The following is a 20,055-nucleotide window of genomic DNA, read 5'->3' on the forward strand; positions in this document are numbered from 1 at the left end:
ACTGTCGGGGCGCGCGCTGACACCACCCTGTCCCCGCCCTGACACCGGTCCTGACACCGGCGGAAGCCGACTCGCTACCGCGGGATCCTCGTGAGCTTGTCCGGGTTGGTCACGGAGTAGATGCCCCGCACCCGGTCGCCGGCCGGGGTCAGGTCGAGGACCAGCACGGCGAACGGCGAGTCGCCGGAGAACAACAACGCGGACGGGTCGCCGTTCACCCGGCGGTACCGGATGTCGAAGGTCCCCCGCGCGTTCGCCGTGACGCCGACGAGCAGCTGCGCGACCGCGTCCCGGCCGTGCACCGGCTGCCGGCTGGTGGCCGCGCCCTTGCCGCCACCGTCTGTCCACAGTGTCACGTCCGGGGCGAGCACACGGAGAAGCGCTTCGAGGTCGCCGCCCATGGCCGCCTCGACGAACCGTTCGGTGACCTCCTGCTGCACGCGGGCGTCGACGCGGTATCGCGGCCGCCGGGCCCGGACGTGCTCGCGGGCGCGGTGGGCGAGCTGGCGCACGGCTTCGGGGCTGCGGCCAAGGATGTCCGCGATCTCGCCGTGCGGGTAGCCGAACACGTCGTGCAGCACGAACACCGCGCGTTCGGCTGGGCTGAGTGTTTCCAGTACGACCAGCAGCGCCATCGAGGACGATTCGGCGCGCAGCACGGGGTCGGGCGGATCGGTCACGACCGGTTCCGGCAGCCACTGGCCGACGTAGGTCTCGCGGCGGCGGCTCAGCGCGGTCCGGCGGGCGAGGGCCTTGTTGACCGCGATGCGCACCAGGTAGGCGCGGGGAGTCCCGACCTGCGCGTTGTCGGCGGCCTCCCATCCGAGCCAGGTTTCCTGGAGCACGTCTTCGGTGTCGGCGACGCTGCCGAGCATGTCGTAGACGATCGCGAACAGCAGTTCGCGGTGCTCGACGAACGTCCGCGTGGCGAAATCCGGGTCTGTCATGGTGTCTGCCTCCTGCAGGTCTGAGAGCGGCGCCGGCGTCCGGAACGTGACATCCCGGTCGCGAATGTGGCCCACGTCTCGTCGTGTCACGTCCCGCCGCCCCGCCGAGCACTTGGTTGACGCGAGCCGGGACGGACCCGGCCGTGTTCGAGGAGGCGATGATGCGAACCCTCATTCGCGACGTCCGGGTGTTCGACGGCGAGCAGACCACGACCCGCACCGACGTGCTGATCGACGGCGACCGGATCGCGGAGCCCGACGGCAGGCCCGCCGACGTCCTGGTGGACGGAACCGGGCGGACCCTGCTGCCCGGCTTGATCGACGCGCACACCCACACGTTCGACGGGAACCTGGCACAGGCACTGGAGTTCGGCGTGACGACCGAACTGGACATGTTCTGCCTGCCGGCGAACCTGTCCCGGCAGCGCGCCCTGGCCGCCGAGCGCGACGACGTCGCGGACATCCGCAGCTCCGGCGTTCTCGCGACCGCGCCCGGCGGGCACCCCAGCCAGCTGATGTCCGCGCTCGGCGACGCGCTGGGGGACGCCGCCGGGCCGTTCGACACCGTCGCGACGGCCGATCAGGCGGCGGCGTTCGTCGCGGCCCGGCGTGCGGAAGGAGCCGACTACCTGAAGGTGGTCGTCGACGACGGCACCGTGCACGGCGCCGACCTGCCGGTACTGGCGCCGGAGGTGGTGGCCGCGCTCGTCGAGGCCGCGCACGCGGCGGGGCTGGCGGTGATCGCACACGCGATCACCGCGGCCGAGGTCGAGATCGCGCTCGACGCCGGTGTGGACGGCCTCGCGCACGTCTGGGTCGACGCGGGACCGGGCACTGCCGACCTCGCGGAACGGGTGGCGGCGCAGGGTGTGTTCGTGGTGAGCACCCTGGTGTACTTCGAGGTGATCAGCGGTCAGGCAGGCGCGGATCACGCACTTCCCGGCAGCGGGACGGGCGCGGTGCGGGTGGCGAGCGCCCTTCGCGCGGCGGGTGTGCCGCTGCTGGCCGGCACCGACTCGACCCCGTTCGCGCCGATCCACGGCGAAAGCCTGCACCGCGAACTGGTCCTGTTGACCGAAGCGGGACTCACCCCGGAGGAGGCACTGGCCGCGGCGACCAGCGTGCCGGCTCGCCACTTCGGGCTGAGCGACCGCGGCCGCGTCGCACCGGGCCTGCGCGCCGACCTGGTGCTGGTCGACGGCGACCCGACACACGACATCACCGCCACCCGCTCGATCGTCGACGTCTGGCGGCGCGGCGTTCGCCAGTCCCGCTGACCACCATCCCGAGAGGAACCCCCATGCCCGACAACCGTTTCTTCCTGCTGCCCGCCGACGGCTCACGACCGGCTCCGGCCCCGTCCTGGGCGATGGTCAAGGCCACGGCCGAGGACACCCAGGGCCGTTTCACCTTGCTGGAGGTCCACGGCGAGGTCGAGCTGCCCGAACACGTGCACGACGTCGCCGACGAGTTCGTCTACGTCATCGACGGCGGACTCGACGTGGACATCCACCGCACCACGCACCACCTCACCGCCGGGATGTGCCTGATGGTGCCGCGCGGCGTGCCCCACGCCATCCGCACCCCGGTCGCGCCGGCGCGCGCGTTGCACCTGCTCTCGCCCGGTGCTGCGCGTATCGAGGGTGACGCCACGGGCGAGGAGTGGGGCGAGGTGGATCGCGGCTACGTGCTGGCGCGAGGTGAGGCGCGGCCGGGCCGGATCCCGGTGCCGCCCGCGTTCAGCGTGAAGGCCCGCGCCGCTGACACCGGCGGGCTGTTCTCGTTGCTGGAGGTCACCGTGGCCCAGCCGATTCCGCGCCACACGCACCACGTCGCCGACGAGTGCGTCTACGTCCTCGACGGGGCACTGGAGATCGATTTCGGCGGCCGGACCCACACCGCCGGGAAGGGCCAGTTCGTCCTGCTGCCACACGGACAACCGCACGCGCTGCGGCCGGGTTCGGCGCCACCGCCGCGGGTCGTGCAGATCTCCGCACCCGGCGGCTGGGAACACGTGGTGGAAGCACTCATCGAACACCGGACGGAGGTGAGTAAAGCGGGCCGCTTCGACCCAGCCGCACTGAACCGCTACACCCGCCCCCACCACGTAACCTACGTGGCCGAAGCCGGCAGCGCACTCACCACCGGCCGCGAGCGGCCGCGTCGTTGACGGACCGGAGCGGGAGCTGCTGAGCCTCGTCGCCATCGCCGGGGCTTACCGACCACAGTGGACCCCGCGGCGTCGACGACGAGGCGCGCGAGCCGTGGGGCCGCAGCCGGTGACCAAGATGCCGACGGCGATGCCGGCACCGGCGCGAGGCCTCAGGACAACATGGACGAGGTGCTCGCCCAAGCGTCGTGGGTCACCGCGTCCCGTCGGCCAGCCGGGCGGGGATGGGGGCGAGGGCGTAGTTGGCCCAGACGAAGGCGTCCATTTGGTGCTGGTCGCCGGAGAGGTTGCACCTTGTCCACTTGAGCACGGCGCGGATGCCGTCGAGGTCGCCGGCGGCGTAGGGGGAGAAGAACCGCGCGATGGCCTCGATCTTGGGGTCGGTGGTCACGGGGATGGGGTTCCTTTCGATCACTGCGGTCCGTGTGGTCGTGCGGTACGCCGATGCGGCGTCGGGCACGGCCGTCGACTGAAGTCTGCGGCGGGCGGTGCCGTGAAGGGAAACAACGATCTGGCGTGCGGGGCACCACGCATCGGTGTGGCGGCTACGGTGTCGACTGTGGACGACCTCGACCTCGGGCAGCTGCGATCGTTCCTGGCCGTGACGCGGGAGCGCTCGATCACCCGTGCGGGCGTGGCGCTCAACCTGACGCAGCAGGCCGTGTCGAAGCACGTGCGGCAACTGGAGCGCTCGCTCGGCGTCACGCTGCTGGTGCGCACCTCTCGCGGTGTCCTGCTGACCGCGGCCGGGGAGCAGCTGGCCGCCGATGCACCGGCCCTGCTCCACGACGTCGGCCGGGTGGCCGAGCGGGCGCGGGCGGCGGGCGGCGCCGAGTCCGGCACGCTGCGGCTGGTGTGCTGTCCCGCGACCACCGCCCTCTTCGCCGTTGCCGTGGTCGAGTCGCTGGAGGCGACGGTCCCGGGACTACAGGTCACGATGACAACCGCGTAGAGTCCTCGGGAGGAGCTCGAGCTGCTCGATGCCGGTCGTGCGGACGCGTCGTTCATGTGGCTGCCGCTCGGCGAGGTCGGGCTCCACCACGCGGTGGTACGCCGAGACCGCCGGGCCGTGGCGCTTCCCCCGCGCCATCGCCTGGCCGGCCGCGCCACGCTCACGCTCGCCGACCTCGCCGACGAGCCGGTCGTCCGTCCGGCGGTGCTGACCTCCGCCGAGGCCGAGCGGTTCTGGCTGGCGGACCCCCGCCCCGGCGGCCGGCCCGCGCCGCGAGGGCCGGTCCTGCCCTGCGTGGAGGACGCCCTGCTGGAGGTCGCCCGCGGTCGCGGCGTCTGGTTCGCGCCGCAGCCGCTGAGCGCCGTGATCCCGCTCGGCGGCCTGCGGTGGGTCGAGGTCGAGGACGCCGAGCCCTTCGACCTCGCCGTGGTGTGGACCGACCGCGCCCCGCAGGCGCTGGTCGGGCGGCTCGTCGCCGAAGTGCGCAGCGTGCTGGGCGAGGGCCGGCGGGTGCGGGTGGCCTGATCCCGGGGGTCAGGCGATCGCGAAGCCGGACGAGCGCAGCGCCGACAGGGCGGCCTCCACGCGCTCCTCGGGGACGAGGACCAGGTCGGCGAGGTAGGTCGAGGCGACGAAGACCGGCACGGCCGCCCGCGCCAGCGGCGTCAGCACGGCGGCGAGCAGACCCGGCTCGTCGCGGGGAGCTCGCGGCCTTCCTCGTGGGTTTCCTGTCGCAGACCGAGCTGGACACGGCGTACATCCACTTCGTCGGCGTCGACCCCGCCCTGCAGGGGCAGGCGTGGGACGGGCGCTCTACCGCGCGTTCTTCGGCGTCGCCAGTGTCGGGTTCACCGCGAGCGAGGTCGTCCCCGACTACGACGGTCCAGGGCTCGCGCGCTCCCGTCCTCGACCACGAAGCTGGTGGTGGTGAAGTGCTGGAAGTACAGCCGCGGCAGCAGCAGGGCCCGCTCCCGCGCGCCCGCGTCACCCTTGAGGTCCGCCCACCACCTGTCGAGCACCGCCAGCACCCGCGGGTGGTCGTCCGGTACGGGATGCCGGGCCACCAAGCCCTCGGGAAGGTCCGTGATCACGGAGGCATTGTGGCACCGGTCGCCCCACGGGGTCGCTCTGCTGTGGACACTGACAACGCCGGCCTCGCCTCCACGCCATCCAAGGTCAACCAGCGCGGAGGGCACAAACAAAAGAGCCACCCGCGATACGGGTGGCTCTTGCTCGCCTTCAGGCGTCGCGTTCTCGTAAAACTTCTACAGTGGAGCTGAGGGGAATCGAACCCCTGACCTTCTCGATGCGAACGAGACGCGCTACCAACTGCGCTACAGCCCCTTACTGGACTTCCCGAAGGAAGCTCCAGAAGCATAGCAAGTGCCCGGACGCGGTCGGCGAGGGGGTCTACTCTCCGACCGCCCGCCGGAACGGGAGCTGGTCCGGGTCGTCGAGGTCGTGGAACGCGGGGTCCTCGTCCTCGACGTCGACGACCACCGCACGGCCGCGCAGGCGGGCCGCCGGCGACGGACGGCGCTCGACGCCGGGCACCTCCCGCGGCGGCTCGACGACCTCGAAGTCCTCGGCCGGGCGCTCGCGGCGGGCGGGGCGCGTCGCGGGGCGGGATCCGAGCCGGGCCAGGCGCCGCTGGCGGATCTCGGCCTCGATGCGCACCTGCCGTCGCAGGTAGGCGAGGTACCCGACCAGCATCAGGTCGACGGCGCCGTGCAGCCACCACAGCGACGAGGTCAGGAACCCGGCGCCCGCGGCCGTGACGACCGCGAGCAGGAACAGGCAGAGGACGACCCGCTGGCGGAACGCGTACTTGGCGCGCGCGGCGATCTCCGCGGCCTCCGGGTCGAACCCTCCACGACCCGGCCGGTAGCGCCGCTCCGACGCCGACTCGTGGACGCGCGGCGGGCGCGCCGGCTCCTCTTCGTACTCTTCGACGTCGTCGTAGTCGACGCGGTCGTCGGCCTCAGCGACCTGCTGGGTGGTCTCGGACATCGCGAACTCCTCCTCCGCGTCGTCTGCGCCGCCGCCGCTGCGGACCACGCGGGCGGCCAGTTCGGCGTCGGCCGTCCGCGTGACCGCCTGGCGCTTGCGGGCGACCATCGGCACGAGCACGACGAGCCAGGCCGCGGCCAAGGCGACGATGATCAGCGAGCTGGGCAATCCCCTCTCACCTCCCCCGTTCACTGCTACATGTCGTCACGCTAGTCACAGGAGTAACAGATGGGACGGAGCCACGCCGCTCGTGACCAGAAAAAGGGTCACTTGATCTAGTGAAAATCTCGCCGTTGGGTAACGAACTTGGTCACAGGTATTCCGCGCGACCGGCCGCGACCAGCCGCGCCACCAGCCCCGGCCCGGCCTCCTCGACGGTCATCGCGTAGCAGTAGTGGTCGCGCCAGTCGCCCGCCACGTCGAGGTACCGCTTGAACAGGCCTTCCTGCCGGAACCCGGCCTTGGTCAGCACCTTGATGCTCGGCGTGTTCTCCGGCCGCACGGTCGCCTCGATCCGGTGCAGTCCGGCCGAGGTGAACGCGTGGTCCACCACCAGGGCGACAGCGGCCGTGGCGACACCACCCTTGACGACCGGCGAGGACACCCAGTAACCGACCCAGGCCGAGCGGAGTGAGGCGCGGATCACGTTACCGATCGTGATCTGACCGGCGAACTCGCCGTCCACGGTGATCGTGTACGGCAGGCACTGACCGCGCCGGGCCAGCGACCGCAGCGCCGTCCACTGCGCGGGCCAGGACCAGTAGCTGTTCCGGTCGCGCCACGGCCCAGGCCCGGTCGGCTCCCACGGCTCGAGGTGCTCCTGGTCGCGCAGCCGGATCCGGCTCCAGTCACCCGCGTCGCGCAGCCGGATCGGCCGCACCGCGACCTCACCGGCCGCCACGCGGAGCGGACCCAGCCGGGCCGGCCACCCGGGGTGGCGGGACTCCAGGTCATACGCTGCTGGCTGCACCGGACAGTTCTAACCCCGCTGGGCCAGGAAGGTCACCTTGACCTGCTCGCCCGCGGGCACCTCGGTCAGGTCCTCGTCCACGTTGACCAGGCAGTTCGCTTCGGCCAGCGACGCGAGCAGGTGCGCGCCGGACGTGCCGAGCGGCTGCACCAGGTACTCGCCGGTGCTCTCGTCGCGCAGCAGCTGGCCGCGCAGGTAGCCGCGCCGGCCCTTGGTCGAGGACACCGGCGACAGCAGCCGTGCGCTGACCGTGCGGCGGTGCGGGTTGCGGGTGCCACGCGCGGCGCGGATCAGCGGCCGGATCAGCACCTCGAACACGACCAGGGCGCTCATCGGGTTGGCCGGGATCAGGAAGGTCGGCACGGAGTCCGGGCCGAGCCGCCCGAAGCCCTGCGCCGAACCCGGGTGCATGCCCACGCGGGTCATGTCGATCTCGCCCAGGTCGGACAGGGCCGCCTGGACCTCGTCGCCCGCGGTGCCGCCCGCCCCGCCCGCGACCACGACGACCTCGGACATCAGCAGCCGGCCCTCGACCACCTCACGCAGCCGCTTCGGGTCGCTCGGCACGATCCCCACCCGGCTGACCTCGGCTCCGGCGTCGCGCGCGGCGGCCGCGAGTGCGTAGGAGTTGACGTCGTAGACCTGGCCGGTGCTCGGGGTGCGGTCGATGTCGACCAGCTCGTCGCCGACGGACACGATCGAAACCCGCGGCCGCGGGTAGACCAGCACCTTCGAGCGGCCGACGGCCGCGAGCAGGCCGACCTGCGCCGCGCCGATCGTGTCGCCCTGGCGGACGGCCACGTCGCCGATCTGCACGTCCTCGCCGGTCCGCCGCACGTAGGCGGCGGACGGCACGGACCGGTGGATCGTCACCTTGGCCGGGTGGCCGTCGGTGAAGGCGGTCGGCACGACGGCGTCGGCGAGGGTCGGCAGCGGCGCCCCGGTGGCGACCCGGACGGCCTGCCCGGGCTGCAGCCGCCGGGGCTGCCGTGAGCCGGCCGGGATCTCCCCCACCACCGGGAGCTGGACGGGCTCGTCGCCGTCGATGCGCACGTCCACGCTGCGCACCGCGTACCCGTCGACGGCGGCCTGGTCGAAGCCGGGCAGCGCGTGCTCGGCCACGACCTCCTCGGCGCAGAGCAGGCCCTGCGCCTCGGAAATCGCGACGCGGACGGGTCGCGGGCGCACCGCGGCCTGCAGGACGCGGGCGATCTGCTCGTCGACCGAGCGGAGGTCCTGCTCGGCCTGGTCGGGCTCCGGGATGGGGTCGGTCATCAGCGATCGGTCCCGAGTCGTTCGGTCAGCCAGTTGCGCAGCTCGGGCCCGTAGTCCGGGTCGTCGAGGGCGAAGTCGACGGCCGCCTTGAGGAAACCGCCGGGGTTGCCCAGGTCGTGCCGTCCGCCGCGGTGGACGACGATGTGCACGGGGTGGCCCTCCTCGATCAGCAGCGCGACGGCATCGGTGAGCTGCAGTTCACCACCCGCGCCCGGCTCGATGCGACGCAGGGCGTCGAAGATCGCCCGGTCGAGGAGGTAGCGGCCGGCCGCGGCGTAGGTGGACGGCGCCTCCTCGGGCGAGGGCTTCTCGACCATGCCGTGCACCTGCTTGACGTCGGGGTCGCCGGTGTCGGTGACGTCGAACACGCCGTAGGGCGAGATCTGCTCCTTCGGGATGTCGAACGCGCACAGCACGCTGCCGCCGTGCTCGGCACGCACCTCGGCCATCTTGGAGAGCACGCCGGCGGGCAGCACCAGGTCGTCGGGCAGCAGCACCGCGACGGCCTCGTCCTCATCGGTCAGGTTCGGCTCGGCCTGCGCGACCGCGTGTCCGAGGCCGAGCGCCTCCTCCTGGATCGCGACCTCGACCTCGATCAGCTCCGGACCGCGCCGGACCTTCTCCAGCAGCGCGGACTTGCCCTTGCGCTCGAGGTTCGCCTCCAGTTCGGGCGCGGGCCGGAAGTAGTTGACGACCGACTCCTTGCCCGGCGAGGTGACGATCACCAGCCGTTTCGCCCCCGCCTGCGCGGCTTCGCTCGCGACGATCTCGATCCCCGGCGTGTCCACCACCGGGAGCAACTCCTTGGGAACCGCTTTCGTCGTCGGCAGGAACCGGGTCCCCAGGCCTGCGGCGGGGACGATTGCGGTTCGGAACGAATGGTTGTCGAAGGCGCCCGTCATAGGCGCCAAGCCTAACCTGCGTACATGGGTGCGCAGCGCAATGACGAGGTGACGAAGGCCGAGTGGCGCGCCGAGCTGTCCGCGGCCCGCGCCGCCGTCTCCGTGCAGCAGCGGGTCGCTGAGGCCGCCGCACTGGTCCGCGCGGTGTCCGCGATGTCACTCCCGGACACGGTGTGCGGCTACGTCCCGTTCGGCACCGAGCCGGGCTCGATCGGCCTGCTCGACGTGCTGCGCGAGCGCGGCGCGCGGGTGTTGCTCCCGGCGATTCCCGCCGAACCCGGGCCGCTGGAGTGGGCCGAGTACACCGGCACCGCGAGCCTGCGCGCGGGCCGGTTGCGCCGCATCCTCGAGCCGACCGGCCCGTTCCTGGGCCCGGACGCGCTGGCCGAGGCCGGGCTCGTGCTACTCCCGGCCATGGCCGTCGACCACCGCGGCGTGCGGCTGGGCCGGGGCGCCGGGTTCTACGACCGGTCCCTGGCGCACGCCGCGCCGGACGCCGATCTGGTGGCCGTGGTCCGGGACGCTGAGCTGGTCGAACGCTTGCCGGCGGAGGAGCACGACGTGCTCATGACCGGGGCCCTCACCCCCGGCCGCGGGCACGTGCGGCTGCCACTGTGACCAACCCTTGTTTGCGCTGAGGGAATGGTGTCCAGCACAATTGCGTTAGCACTCTTGCGGATCGAGTGCCAATGCGCGAAGGAGCACCTGTGCCCACGTACCAGTACGCCTGCAAGGAGTGCGGCCACCGTTTCGAGGCCGTGCAGTCGTTCTCCGATGCCAGCCTGACCGAGTGCCCCGAGTGCACCGGCCCGCTGCGCAAGCTCTACGGAGCGGTCGGCGTGATCTTCAAGGGCTCCGGCTTCTACCGGACCGACTCGCGTTCGTCGTCTTCGTCGTCGTCATCGACGTCGTCCACCTCCTCGTCCAGCTCGTCGAGCACGTCCAGCGAGAGCAAGAGCAGCTCCGCGTCCTCATCTTCGTCGAGCGGTACGACAACGGCGGCCGCCGCGGCCTCCTGACCGCCGAGTTATCCACAAGTACCCAGTTATCCACAGCTGCCAGATCCGCGTCTTTCCGCCGGGTGTCAGCACCCCTAGCGTCGATTCCGTCGACGGCACGCCGCCGTCGCACTCGACGACTGGGGGTGCTTCGCCATGCGCTTCGATCCGCGTGCCCGCTGGAACCGGCTCCGGCCACGCTTCGGCGGACGACGGTGGCACCGGCTGCGCAAGCTGGTCGCCGCCGGTCTGCTCATCACCGCGGCGGTGCTGGCCGCGCGCCCGGACGCGGCCGAGCCCCGGGCCGCGCCGCCACCACCCTCCGCACCTGTCCCCTTCACGGGTGATCTTGCGCTGGCCGCGGTGCCGGTCCGGCTCGCGGACACCGGTGTCGCCGAACTGCTGAGCCCCGGCATGCGCGTCGACGTGGTCACGCTTGACGAGTCCGCGCGGAGCAGAAAAGTGCTGGCCAGCATGGCAACGGTGCTGACGGTGCGACCGCCGCCGGCCTCGGCCGGACGCCTGACGAGCGCGCGCGACGGCCCGCTGGTCGTCCTGTCGTTGCCGGAGGACACGGCCAGGGAGGTGGCCGCGATGTCACTCCTGAACCCGGTAGCGGTTACCCTCCGTTAGCCGTTTCCGGAGGAGAGGAGTGCACATGCTCAAGGGCTTCAAAGACTTCTTGATGCGCGGCAACGTCATCGAGCTGGCCGTCGCGGTCGTCATCGGGACGGCGTTCACCGCGATCGTCACCGCGTTCACGAACGGCCTGATCAAGCCGCTGATCAACGCGATCGGCGGATCGGACGCCGCGAAGGGCCTGGGGTTCAACGTCCTGAGCGAAAACGACTCCACGTTCCTCGACTTCGGCGGCGTGATCAACGCGGCGATCAACTTCGTGATCGTGGCCGCGGTGGTCTACTTCCTGCTGGTCCTGCCGATGAAGAAGATCCAGGAGCGCCGCAAGCGCGGCCAGGAGGAGGGCCCCTCGGAGCCGACGGACGTCGAGCTGCTGACGGAGATCCGCGACCTGCTCCGGCAACAGAGCGGGGCCAACGGCCAGGTCACCGGCAGCCGCACCGAAGCCCGCGACTGACGCACTCCCGCCTGCTCCGGGCCACTTCCGTCCCGGAGCAGGCCGGGCTGGTGCCGTGCGCGCACTCGCCCCGGGGCGCCACGCCCCGCCGGCGAAAGCTCGGCGCAATCACCACAGCGCGGGCTCAGACGCGGCGTCAGCCCCTCGGCGTCGGCTCCGGCGCGGCGCAAGCCCCCGCGGCGACAGCTCCAGTGCAGCGCAAGCCCCCTCGGCGTCGGCTCCAGCGGGGCGCAAGCCCCCTCGGCGTCGGCTCCAGCGCGCCGCAAGCCCCCTCGGCGACAGCACCCGCGCAGCGCAAGCCCTCTCGGCAACAGCACCCGCGCAGCGCAAGCCCTCTCGGCGTCGGCTCCAGCGCGCCGCAAGCCGTCTCGGCAACAGCACCCGCGCAGCGCAAGCCCTCTCGGCGTCGGCTCCAGCGGGGCGCAAGCCCCCTCGGCGACAGCACCCGCGGCGCAAGCCCCTCGGCACCCGCCGAAGGCCGCGACCGCAACCCGAAGGCGAGCCCCATCAACCCTGAGCGCACCCGCGCCGGCCCATCCGCACCCGGAGGCCCCGCAGCCACTGGGCGTCCTCTACACCCGCAGCTGTTGCCCGAAGGCGAGCCCGTCAGCGCCCTGAGGGCCCCGCGGCCAGCCCGACCACGACCCAGCCCCGAGGCGCCGCCCACGGGCCCCAACCCGCGCGGCGAGCAAGCCCCCCGCGCGCGGACACCTGGTCGCACCACCCGCACCGCCTCCCCGGTGGAAGGCCTCCCTCCGGGGCGGCCTAGCCGCCGTGGTGGGGCGGGCGGTTCTCGCGGTACCAGGCGTCCTCGTCGTGGGGCGGGCGCTCCGGCTCGCGCTCGTCGGACGTCGTGTCCGGGAGGACCTCCCCGAAGATCTCCTCCAGCTTCCGCCGGTCGCGGGGCGGCTTGCGCTCCCGGTCCTCCCCGGACATCAGGACTCGTCGAGGCCGGAGAGCTGGTCGATCACGTACGGCACGAGCGAGGACAGCGTCGCCATGCCGTCGCGCACCGCGGCGCGCGAGCCGGCCAGGTTGACCACCAGCGTGCTGCCCGACACGCCGACCAGGCCGCGCGAGATGCCCGCGTCGACCGCGCCGGCGGCGAGCCCGGAGGAGCGCAGAGCCTCGCCGATCCCGGGGATGGGCCGGTCGAGCACCCCGATCGTCGCGTCGGGGGTGACGTCCCGCGGCGACACGCCGGTGCCGCCGACGGTGATGACGAGGTCCACACCACCGATCACGGCGGTGTTGAGCGCGTTGCGGATCGCCACGGTGTCGGCGTGCACCAGCACCACGCCGTCCACGATGAAGCCGGCTTCCTCCAGCAGCTCCTGAACCAGGGGCCCCGAGGTGTCCTCATGCTCGCCGTGCGCCGCGCGGTCGTCCACGATCACCACGAGCGCGCGGCCCAGCCGCTGTGCACTGCGTTCCATGAGCACACGGTATCCGGTTGTTACCGAAGTCCGACGGGCACGTCGCCACTACTGCGAGGTAGCCCGCGGATACTCGTCACGCAGGCCGGTTTACCGGCTCCCACGTCGCCGACCTCCGGCCCAGGCCACTGCGCAAGCTGCTGTCCGAAGTGGACGCGACCTGCCACCAAACGACGGTCACCAGCCACAGCCCGGCCCCAAGGACCAAAGAGAAACCGCGCGCGACCGGAGTTCTCCAGTCGCACGCGGTTCGGTTGCCGGCTCAACCCCGTGGAGCCGGCCAAGTGGTCTCGGCCGCCCCGGGCGGCCGAGCGCCTGTCATTCCCCTGCGGCCACCCCGAGCGGCCGAACACCCCTCCGGCCACCCCGAGTGGCCGAACGCCTCTCCAGCCACCCCGAACCAGCTGAACGCTCCTCCAGCCACTCCGAAGCGGCCGAGCGCCTGTCATTCCCCTCCAGCCGCCCCCAGCGGCCGAACACCCCTCCAGCCACCCCGAACCAGCCGAGCGCTCCTCCAGCCACTCCCAAGCGGCCAAGCACCAGCCACCCCGAGCGGCCGAACGCCCCTCCAGCCACCCCGAGCGGCCGGGCACCGCGACGTCAGTTCGTTGGCACCGGTTGGCCGCCCAGGGTGACTTGCACCGTGCGCCCATCGCTCAGCGTGAAGGTCACCTTGTCGCCCGGGGCGCGGGTTCGCACGGCCGCGATGAGGCCGTCCGCGTCGTTGATGACCAGGTCCTCGACCTTCGTCACGACGTCGCCCTGCTTCAGGCCCGCCTGCTCGGCCGGGCTCCCGGCCTGCACGCCCGCGATCAGGGCGCCACCCTGCTGCGCATCGCTCACGTTCGCCCCGATGAACGTCTGCGTCGCCTTGCCGGTGTCGATGATCTCCTGCGCCGTGCGCCGCGCCTGGTTGATCGGGATGGCGAACCCGATGCCGGCGTTCGTCGCCTCCGTCTGGCCCATTCCGGACGACTGCGGGCTGTAGATGGCCGAGTTGATGCCGATCACCTGACCCGACAGGTTCGCCAGCGGACCACCCGAGTTGCCCGGGTTGATCGCCGCGTCCGTCTGGATCGCGCTCATCACCGTCGTCTGGTCGCCCTCGCTGCCACCGGCCCGCACCGGACGGTGCAACGCGCTCACGATGCCCGACGTGACCGTCCCGGCCAGCTCGAACGGCGACCCGATCGCCACCACCGACTGCCCCACGTTCAGGTCGTCGGAATTGCCCAGCGCCACCGGCGTCAGGTTCTTCACCCCGTCGACCTTCACCACGGCGACGTCGGTCGTCGGGTCGCGGCCCACGATCGACGCGGCCGCCTTCGTGCCGTCCTGGAACACCGCCTGGATCGACCCGCCCTCCGCGGCGACCTCCACGACGTGGTTGTTGGTCAGGATGTAGCCGTCGGTCGACAGCACGAACCCGGAGCCCTCGCCCTGCCCGCTCCGCCCGGACACCTGCAGCTCCACCACGCTCGGCGACAGCTTCTGCGCCACCGCCTCGACCGACCCGGCCGGCGCGGACGCCGTCTGCTGCGCGGGCACTGGCTGTTCGAGCGCGTTGTACGACGCGCCACCGCTGTTCTGCGCGGTCAGGTACCCCCCGGCGGCACCCGCTCCGCCACCGACGATCAACGCGAGCACCGCGACGCCGGCCACGAGCTTGCCCGGGCCACGACGCTGCTGCGGCACGGCCGGCGCGGGCATCGTCGCCGTCGCGTACGGCGACTGCTGCTGCGCACCCGGCGGCGTCCACGGGTGCCCACCAGCCTGCTGCTGCCCACTCTGCGCGTACGCGCCCTGCGCCTGCCCAGACTGCGCAGCGCCGGACTGTCCATGCCCGGACGGCGAATGCGCGGCCTGGGCGTGCCCGGCCTGCGCGTGGGCGGCCTGCTGCGCGGCTCCCTGCGCCGACCACGGGCTCGGCTGCGGCCCTGAGCCGAGCGGCGTTCCGCGCGGGGGCGTCTTCGCGTCCTCCGGCGACTGCTGCGCGCCGGGGTCCCGCTGGGCACCGCCGTCGTGCGGTGCGCTGGGGTCGTTCTCGGTCATGTCCCTACCATGCGTGTCGGTCCTGAGAGCGGGCTGAGCCCAGCCTGAGGGTCACGCATGAGTATGCCGCCGGTGTCAGCCCACCGCGCGGAGACGTTCCGCGATCTGCTCCGGTGTGGCGTCGTTGATCCACACCGCCTCGCCCGATTCGGACCCGGCGAGGTACTTCAGCTTGTCCGGCGCGCGCAGGATCGAGAACAGCTCGAGGTGCAGCCAGCCGAGCTCGCGGTCGATCCGGACGGGCGCCTGGTGCCAGCCGGCGATGTAGGGCAGCGGCCGGTCGTAGAGCCCGTCGCAGCGGCGCAGCACGTCCAGGTAGACCTCGGCGAAGTCGTCCCGCTCGGCGTCGGTCAGGGCCGGGATGTCGGGCACCTGGCGGTGCGGCACGACCTGCACGTGCACCGGCCACCGCGCCGCGGGCGGGACGAACGCCGTCCAGTGCTGTCCCTCCGCGATCACGCGCGTGCCGGCCTCGCGCTCCGCGGCGAGCACGTCACCGAGGACCGGGCGGCCGTGTTCCTCCTGGTAGGCGCGGGCGACGTCGAGCATGCGGCGCGTCTTCGGCGTCACGAACGGGTAGCCGTAGATCTGGCCGTGCGGGTGGTGCAGCGTCACGCCGATCTCCTCGCCCCGGTTCTCGAACGGGAAGACCTGCTCCAGCCCGTCGATCTCGGACAGCGCGGCCGTGCGGTCGGCCCAGGCGTCGACGACCGTGCGCACCCGCGACGGGGTCAACTGCGCGAAGGATCCATTGTGGTCACTGGTGAAGCAGACGACCTCGCAGCGTCCCTTGCCCGGCGCGGTCTGCACGAGCCCGAGACCGTCCAACGTGGACCGTTCGCCGGTGGCGCCCTCCTCGAAGGACGGGAAGCGGTTCTCGAACACGACCACGTCGTAGTCGGGCTCGGGGATCTCGCTCGGCTTGCCCGGCTTGCTGGGGCACAGCGGGCACAGGTCCGCCGGCGGTTTGTAGGTGCGGGTCTGCCGGTGCGCGGCCATCGCCACCCACTCGCCGGTCAGCGGGTCGAGGCGGATCTCCGAGCTGGCGGCCACCGCGGGCAGGTCGCGCGTGTCCTCCGCCGTGCGGGCGGGGGTGTTCTCGCCCTCGTCGAAGTAGATGATCTCCCTGCCGTCGGCAAGGTGGCGAAGCGTTCGCCTCACTCTTCCTCCGTGTCCTCGTTGACGGGTGCGACCTTCAGCTCACCCACATGCTCGGCCAGAACGTCGCGGGCCGCCTCGCAAAGTCCGTCGTCGCTGACCACGACGTGCGCCTCGTCCAGCTCGGCGATCGTGGAAATGCCCACCACGCCCCACTTCGACGAGTCGGCGAGCACGACCAGCCGCCGCCCGGACTCCACCAGCGCGCGGTCGGTCTCGCTCTCGTTCAGGTTCGGGGTGGTGAACCCGGCGCCCTCTGCCATGCCGTGTACGCCCAGGAACACCTGGTCCAGGTGCAGGCGGCGCAGGCTGTGCACGGCGACCGGCCCGACCAGCGCGTCGGAGGGCGTGCGGACGCCGCCGGTGAGCACCACCGTGCGGTCCGGCGCGGACGACGCGCGCAGCACGTCGGCGACTCGGATCGAGTTGGTGACGATCGTCAGCCCGGGCACACCGTCCAGCGCGCGGGCGAGCGTCCACGTGGTGGTGCCGGCGGACAGGCCGATCGCGGTGCCCGGCTGGACCAGTTCGGCGGCAACGCTCGCGATGGCCTCCTTCTGGGCCTGCTGCCGCACGGACTTGGCCTCGAACCCGGGCTCCTCCGTGCTCGGGCCGACGACCGCGGTCGCGCCGCCGTACACCTTCTCCACCAGACCGCGGCCGGCGAGCACGTCCAGGTCGCGGCGAATGGTCATGTCGGATACGCCGAGCCTGCTGACGAGGTCGCTCACCCGGACCGCGCCGGTCCGCCGCGCCTCTTCGAGGATCATCGCCTGCCGCTGCCGCGCCAGCACCATCGCTCCCATCGCCCAACAACTACACAAAATCCTACACGAATCAACACACGTAGGACGTCGCGGATCAGCCGGGCGTGCCGGGCAGGCGCAGGCTGAGCAGGGCGCCACCCTCCGAGGCACGGCCGGCGTACGCCGCGCCGCCGTGGCGTTCGGCGGCCTGCTTCACGATCGCCAGCCCCAAGCCGGATCCGGGCAGGGTGCGGGCCTCGGACGAGCGGTAGAAGCGGTCGAACACGCGCGGCAGGTCCTCGTCGGCGATGCCCGGACCGGAGTCGGCGACCTCGATGACCGCGGTGCCGTCGCCCAGCGGATACATCCGGACCCGCACGCGGGACTCCGGCGGGGAGAACTTGACCGCGTTGTCCAGCAGGTTCAGCACCGCGCGTTCGAGGGCGCCGGCGTCGCCGGTGACGACCCACGGTTGGAGCGCCACGTCGAACTCGATCTCCCCGGCCCGGCGGCGGGCCCGGTCCAGGGCGCGTTCGACGACCTCGACCAGCTCGACGCGCTCGAACTCGGTGCGGGGCTCGTCCTGCCGGGCCAGCTCGACGAGGTCGCCGATGAGCTGGGTCAGCTCGTCCAGCTGGGCCTTGATGTCGGTCTCGATCTCCGCGCGGTCCTTCTCCGACAGCGACGGCGCGCCCGAGCGGCTGGCGGACAGCAGCAGCTCCAGGTTGGTGCGCAGGGAGGTGAGCGGGGTGCGCAGCTCGTGACCGGCGTCGGCGACGAGCTGTCTCTGCCGGTCCTGCGACTCGGCGACGGCGCCGAGCATCGTGTTGAAGCTGTGCGTGAGCCGGGCCAGCTCGTCGTCGCCGCTGATCGGGATCGGGCGCAGGTCACCGGTCCGGGCGATGTGCTCGGTCGCCGACGTCAGCCGTTCCACCGGCCGCAGCCCCGTGCGGGCCACAGCCGTTCCGGCGAGCGCGGCGACCACGATCCCGCCACCGCCGATCAACGCGAGGACCACCGCCAGCTCGCGCAGGGTCTGTTTGGTCGCGTCGAGCGGTTGCGACAGCACCAGCGCCACGCCCGGCTGGTAGCGGTAGGGCACGGCGAGCACGCGCGAGTCGGTGTTCTGGTCGGTGCGGATCGACGACGTCTTCTGGCCGCTGGCGACCTCGCGCTCGTCCAGCCCGATCGGCGGCCGCATCGACGGCGCCGACTCGAACGCGGACGAGCCGTCGCCCACGATCAGGTCGAAGCGCACGTCGACCAGGCGCGTGATGTAGGTGGGGATGCGCAGACCGCCGGTCTGCACGACCTGCGGATCGTTGATCACGCTGTTCGCCTGCTGGATCAGCTCGTCGTCGACCTGCTGGTACAGGTTGTTGTAGACGGTGATGTAGGCGCCCAGCGAGACCAGCGCCAGCACCCCCGCGACACACGCCGCGGCCAGCAGGGTGACGCGCGCCCGCAGCGACATCCGCCGGGGAGCGGAACCGCCGTCCACGCGGATCACGGGCACCGGTTCGGTCACGGCTTGGCTCACGGTGGGGTTTCCCGCAGGACGTACCCGACGCCGCGGACGGTGTGGATCAGGCGCGGCTCGCCGCCGGCCTCGGTCTTGCGGCGCAGGTACCCGACGTAGACCTCCAGCGCGTTGCCCGAGGTCGGGAAGTCGTAGCCCCACACCTCCTCGAGGATGCGGCCGCGCGTGAGGACGTGCTTCGGGTAGGACATGAACAGCTCGAGCAGCGCGAACTCGGTGCGGGTGAGGCTGATGTCGCGGTCGCCGCGGCGGACCTCGCGGGTGCCCGGGTCCAGCGTCAGGTCGGCGAAGGTGAGCTTCTCGGCGTCCGGCGGCGTCTGGGCCTCGCGGGAGGCGCGGCGCAGGAGCGCGCGGAGGCGGGCGAGGAGCTCCTCCAGCGCGAACGGCTTCGGGAGGTAGTCGTCGGCGCCGGCGTCGAGACCGGAGACGCGGTCGGACACCGTGTCGCGCGCGGTGAGCACCAGGATCGGCAGGTCGTCGCCGGTGCTGCGCAGGCGCCGGGCCACCTCCAGCCCGTCGAGCCGGGGCATCATGACGTCGAGGATCATGGCGTCCGGCCGGTCGGCGATCACGCGCTCCAGAGCCTGGGCGCCGTCGCCCGCGAGCTCCACCTGGTAGCCGTTGAACTCCAGCGACCGCCGGAGCGACTCCCGGACCGCCCGATCGTCGTCGACAACGAGAATGCGCATGTGGACAGTGTCGCCGACGGTGCTGAGACCCGCCTAAGAAGTCACTGGTCGAGCAGCCCGCCGCGGTAGGCGAGCAGGGCGGCCTGGACCCGGTTCGCGGCGCCGATCTTGGACAGGACCGCCGAGACGTAGCCCTTGACGGTGGCCTCGGACAGGTGGAGCTTGCCGCCGATCTCGGCGTTGGACAGGCCCTGCCCGATCAGGGCGACCACTTCGCGTTCCCGCTCGGAAAGTGAGGCGAGTAACTTGCGCGCCGGCTGGGCGGCGCGTTGTCCCTCGCGGTGGGCGCGGACCATGCGCGCCGCGACGCCGGGGTCCAGGACGGCGCCGCCCCGCGCGAGGTCCCGCACCGCGCGGAGCAGCGCCGCGGGCTCGATGTCCTTGAGGAGGAAGCCGTTGGCGCCGAGCCGGAGGGCCAGGCTGACGTACTCGTCCATGTCGAAGGTGGTGAGCATGGCCGCGGCGGGCGGGTTGGGCAGCTCGAGGATCGCCCGGAGCGCGCGGATGCCGTCGTCGGGGGCCCGCATCTTGATGTCGAGCAGGACGACGTCCGGGTGTAGACGCCGTGCCGTCTCGACTGCCGAACGCCCGTCGTTCGCCTCGCCGACCACCTCGATGTCCGGTGCGCCGACCATCATGCCGCGGAGACTGGCCCGCACGAGATCCTCGTCGTCGGCGAACATGAGCTTGATCAACTAAGCCCTCCGAACGGTCGGTGGAGCGGGGTTTCCGCGTCCCGGTCACGGAAGGTTACCCAGTGGTAGCGCTGCCGTCGATACGCTGATCACCCGGGGTGGTTGCGCCTTTCGTCGGTGCTCGCGCGGCCGGCCTGCGGCGAGCCGAGCCCGGCGGAGGCGGAGGTCACGCACATGGAGGCGCCCCGGACCCGCTACCCTGAGGCAGCCAGCCCTCGTAGCTCAGGGGATAGAGCACCGCTCTCCTAAAGCGGGTGTCGCAGGTTCGAATCCTGCCGGGGGCACACAGCTCAGAGGCGGTTTTTGCTGATCAAGCCGCTTGCACGTGGTGCCGCATGTGGTGCGAACCACGTATCCTCGCACAATGACCACTGCTGGGGGTCGTGCTCAGCGAATGGTCGCGAGGCCAAATAGGGAAA

The 20,055-nt window shown here is 72.1% G+C and carries 24 protein-coding genes and 2 tRNA genes; 9 read left to right on the plus strand and 17 right to left on the minus strand.

Translation table 11 applies throughout. The features are described from left to right. Positions 1 to 74: 74 nt before the first annotated feature. Positions 75 to 947 (minus strand): RNA polymerase sigma factor SigJ, encoded by an 873-nt coding sequence (gene sigJ, locus IE290_RS18495; protein ID WP_191245888.1) that lies wholly within the window; start codon positions 945 to 947, stop codon positions 75 to 77. A 161-nt stretch (positions 948 to 1,108) separates the two neighbouring features. Between sigJ and IE290_RS18500 the strand changes: the two genes are divergently transcribed. Together IE290_RS18500 and IE290_RS18505 are read left to right on the plus strand one after the other, a co-directional pair. Beyond that, positions 1,109 to 2,224 (plus strand): amidohydrolase family protein, encoded by a 1,116-nt coding sequence (locus IE290_RS18500; RefSeq protein WP_191245889.1) that lies wholly within the window; start codon positions 1,109 to 1,111, stop codon positions 2,222 to 2,224. Between the two features lie 23 nt (positions 2,225 to 2,247). After that, positions 2,248 to 3,117 carry a cupin domain-containing protein gene (locus IE290_RS18505; protein WP_191245890.1) on the plus strand — a complete coding sequence of 290 codons (870 nt, stop codon included), beginning with the start codon at positions 2,248 to 2,250 and terminating at the stop codon, positions 3,115 to 3,117. Between the two features lie 193 nt (positions 3,118 to 3,310). On the opposite strand, the gene IE290_RS18510 is transcribed toward IE290_RS18505, so the two are convergent. Further along, on the minus strand, positions 3,311 to 3,508 hold the full coding sequence (locus IE290_RS18510) for a hypothetical protein (protein ID WP_191245891.1): 198 nt from the start codon (positions 3,506 to 3,508) through the stop codon (positions 3,311 to 3,313). A gap of 168 nt (positions 3,509 to 3,676) precedes the next feature. Between IE290_RS18510 and IE290_RS37925 the strand changes: the two genes are divergently transcribed. Together IE290_RS37925 and IE290_RS37930 are read left to right on the plus strand one after the other, a co-directional pair. After that, the gene (locus IE290_RS37925) at positions 3,677 to 4,069 is read left to right on the plus strand and encodes a LysR family transcriptional regulator (RefSeq protein ID WP_229874587.1); all 393 of its coding nucleotides are present in this window, start codon (positions 3,677 to 3,679) and stop codon (positions 4,067 to 4,069) included. 21 nt (positions 4,070 to 4,090) lie between these two features. Next, positions 4,091 to 4,594: a LysR substrate-binding domain-containing protein gene (locus tag IE290_RS37930; RefSeq protein WP_268246378.1), complete on the plus strand. Its 504-nt coding sequence runs from the start codon at positions 4,091 to 4,093 to the stop codon at positions 4,592 to 4,594. Between the two features lie 9 nt (positions 4,595 to 4,603). Here the strand turns inward: IE290_RS37930 and IE290_RS18520 are convergent, their stop codons facing one another. The 7 genes from IE290_RS18520 to IE290_RS18550 all read right to left on the minus strand — a co-directional run bounded on the left by IE290_RS18520 (position 4,604) and on the right by IE290_RS18550 (position 9,226). Next, a complete protein-coding gene (locus tag IE290_RS18520) occupies positions 4,604 to 4,741 on the minus strand; it encodes an ACT domain-containing protein (RefSeq protein ID WP_229874589.1) in 138 nt (45 codons plus the stop codon). Positions 4,742 to 4,917: 176 nt separating this feature from the next. Continuing rightward, positions 4,918 to 5,160 (minus strand): hypothetical protein, encoded by a 243-nt coding sequence (locus tag IE290_RS18525; RefSeq protein ID WP_229874590.1) that lies wholly within the window; start codon positions 5,158 to 5,160, stop codon positions 4,918 to 4,920. A gap of 180 nt (positions 5,161 to 5,340) precedes the next feature. Continuing rightward, positions 5,341 to 5,413: transfer RNA gene (locus tag IE290_RS18530), tRNA-Ala, on the minus strand. A gap of 66 nt (positions 5,414 to 5,479) precedes the next feature. Further along, positions 5,480 to 6,247, minus strand: a complete 768-nt coding sequence (gene sepX / locus IE290_RS18535) for a divisome protein SepX/GlpR (RefSeq protein WP_191245892.1) — start codon at positions 6,245 to 6,247, stop codon at positions 5,480 to 5,482. 142 nt (positions 6,248 to 6,389) lie between these two features. Further along, the gene (locus IE290_RS18540) at positions 6,390 to 7,049 is read right to left on the minus strand and encodes a GNAT family N-acetyltransferase (RefSeq protein WP_191245893.1); all 660 of its coding nucleotides are present in this window, start codon (positions 7,047 to 7,049) and stop codon (positions 6,390 to 6,392) included. A 9-nt stretch (positions 7,050 to 7,058) separates the two neighbouring features. Continuing rightward, positions 7,059 to 8,324 carry a molybdotransferase-like divisome protein Glp gene (gene glp / locus IE290_RS18545; protein ID WP_191245894.1) on the minus strand — a complete coding sequence of 422 codons (1,266 nt, stop codon included), beginning with the start codon at positions 8,322 to 8,324 and terminating at the stop codon, positions 7,059 to 7,061. Beyond that, entirely contained in the window at positions 8,324 to 9,226 is a 903-nt protein-coding gene (locus tag IE290_RS18550; protein WP_191245895.1) for a UTP--glucose-1-phosphate uridylyltransferase, read from the minus strand. Before IE290_RS18550 ends, glp begins: the two co-directional genes overlap by 1 nt. A gap of 24 nt (positions 9,227 to 9,250) precedes the next feature. Between IE290_RS18550 and IE290_RS18555 the strand changes: the two genes are divergently transcribed. The 4 genes from IE290_RS18555 to mscL all read left to right on the plus strand — a co-directional run bounded on the left by IE290_RS18555 (position 9,251) and on the right by mscL (position 11,320). Beyond that, entirely contained in the window at positions 9,251 to 9,844 is a 594-nt protein-coding gene (locus IE290_RS18555; protein WP_191245896.1) for a 5-formyltetrahydrofolate cyclo-ligase, read from the plus strand. Positions 9,845 to 9,933: 89 nt separating this feature from the next. Then, positions 9,934 to 10,245: an FmdB family zinc ribbon protein gene (locus IE290_RS18560; RefSeq protein WP_191245897.1), complete on the plus strand. Its 312-nt coding sequence runs from the start codon at positions 9,934 to 9,936 to the stop codon at positions 10,243 to 10,245. Positions 10,246 to 10,380: 135 nt separating this feature from the next. Next, positions 10,381 to 10,857, plus strand: coding sequence for a hypothetical protein (locus tag IE290_RS18565; protein WP_191245898.1), 477 nt, complete (start codon positions 10,381 to 10,383; stop codon positions 10,855 to 10,857). Between the two features lie 25 nt (positions 10,858 to 10,882). Continuing rightward, a complete protein-coding gene (mscL, locus tag IE290_RS18570; protein ID WP_191245899.1) occupies positions 10,883 to 11,320 on the plus strand; it encodes a large-conductance mechanosensitive channel protein MscL in 438 nt (145 codons plus the stop codon). 765 nt (positions 11,321 to 12,085) lie between these two features. On the opposite strand, the gene IE290_RS18575 is transcribed toward mscL, so the two are convergent. The 8 genes from IE290_RS18575 to IE290_RS18610 all read right to left on the minus strand — a co-directional run bounded on the left by IE290_RS18575 (position 12,086) and on the right by IE290_RS18610 (position 19,636). Further along, complete coding sequence (locus tag IE290_RS18575; protein WP_191245900.1) at positions 12,086 to 12,256, minus strand: hypothetical protein; 171 nt, start codon at positions 12,254 to 12,256, stop codon at positions 12,086 to 12,088. Further along, a complete protein-coding gene (locus IE290_RS18580; RefSeq protein ID WP_017984989.1) occupies positions 12,256 to 12,756 on the minus strand; it encodes a MogA/MoaB family molybdenum cofactor biosynthesis protein in 501 nt (166 codons plus the stop codon). The genes IE290_RS18575 and IE290_RS18580 overlap by 1 nt, the downstream gene beginning before the upstream one ends. Positions 12,757 to 13,356: 600 nt before the next feature. Then, complete coding sequence (locus tag IE290_RS18585; protein ID WP_191245901.1) at positions 13,357 to 14,808, minus strand: trypsin-like peptidase domain-containing protein; 1,452 nt, start codon at positions 14,806 to 14,808, stop codon at positions 13,357 to 13,359. 75 nt (positions 14,809 to 14,883) lie between these two features. Then, on the minus strand, positions 14,884 to 15,969 hold the full coding sequence (gene galT, locus IE290_RS18590) for a galactose-1-phosphate uridylyltransferase (RefSeq protein WP_191245902.1): 1,086 nt from the start codon (positions 15,967 to 15,969) through the stop codon (positions 14,884 to 14,886). Then, positions 15,966 to 16,763 (minus strand): DeoR/GlpR family DNA-binding transcription regulator, encoded by a 798-nt coding sequence (locus IE290_RS18595; RefSeq protein WP_191246308.1) that lies wholly within the window; start codon positions 16,761 to 16,763, stop codon positions 15,966 to 15,968. The genes galT and IE290_RS18595 overlap by 4 nt, the downstream gene beginning before the upstream one ends. Positions 16,764 to 16,827: 64 nt before the next feature. Beyond that, positions 16,828 to 18,240 (minus strand): sensor histidine kinase, encoded by a 1,413-nt coding sequence (locus IE290_RS18600; RefSeq protein WP_373300467.1) that lies wholly within the window; start codon positions 18,238 to 18,240, stop codon positions 16,828 to 16,830. Between the two features lie 8 nt (positions 18,241 to 18,248). Further along, positions 18,249 to 18,941 (minus strand): response regulator transcription factor, encoded by a 693-nt coding sequence (locus IE290_RS18605; protein WP_094004502.1) that lies wholly within the window; start codon positions 18,939 to 18,941, stop codon positions 18,249 to 18,251. Between the two features lie 41 nt (positions 18,942 to 18,982). Then, positions 18,983 to 19,636, minus strand: a complete 654-nt coding sequence (locus IE290_RS18610; protein WP_191245903.1) for a response regulator — start codon at positions 19,634 to 19,636, stop codon at positions 18,983 to 18,985. A 211-nt stretch (positions 19,637 to 19,847) separates the two neighbouring features. Between IE290_RS18610 and IE290_RS18615 the strand changes: the two genes are divergently transcribed. Beyond that, positions 19,848 to 19,920 (plus strand) — tRNA-Arg (locus IE290_RS18615). Positions 19,921 to 20,055: the final 135 nt, after the last annotated feature.

It is taken from the genome of Amycolatopsis deserti (assembly GCF_014653945.1).
In the GTDB taxonomy this organism is placed as follows: Bacteria; Actinomycetota; Actinomycetes; order Mycobacteriales; family Pseudonocardiaceae; genus Amycolatopsis_E; species Amycolatopsis_E deserti.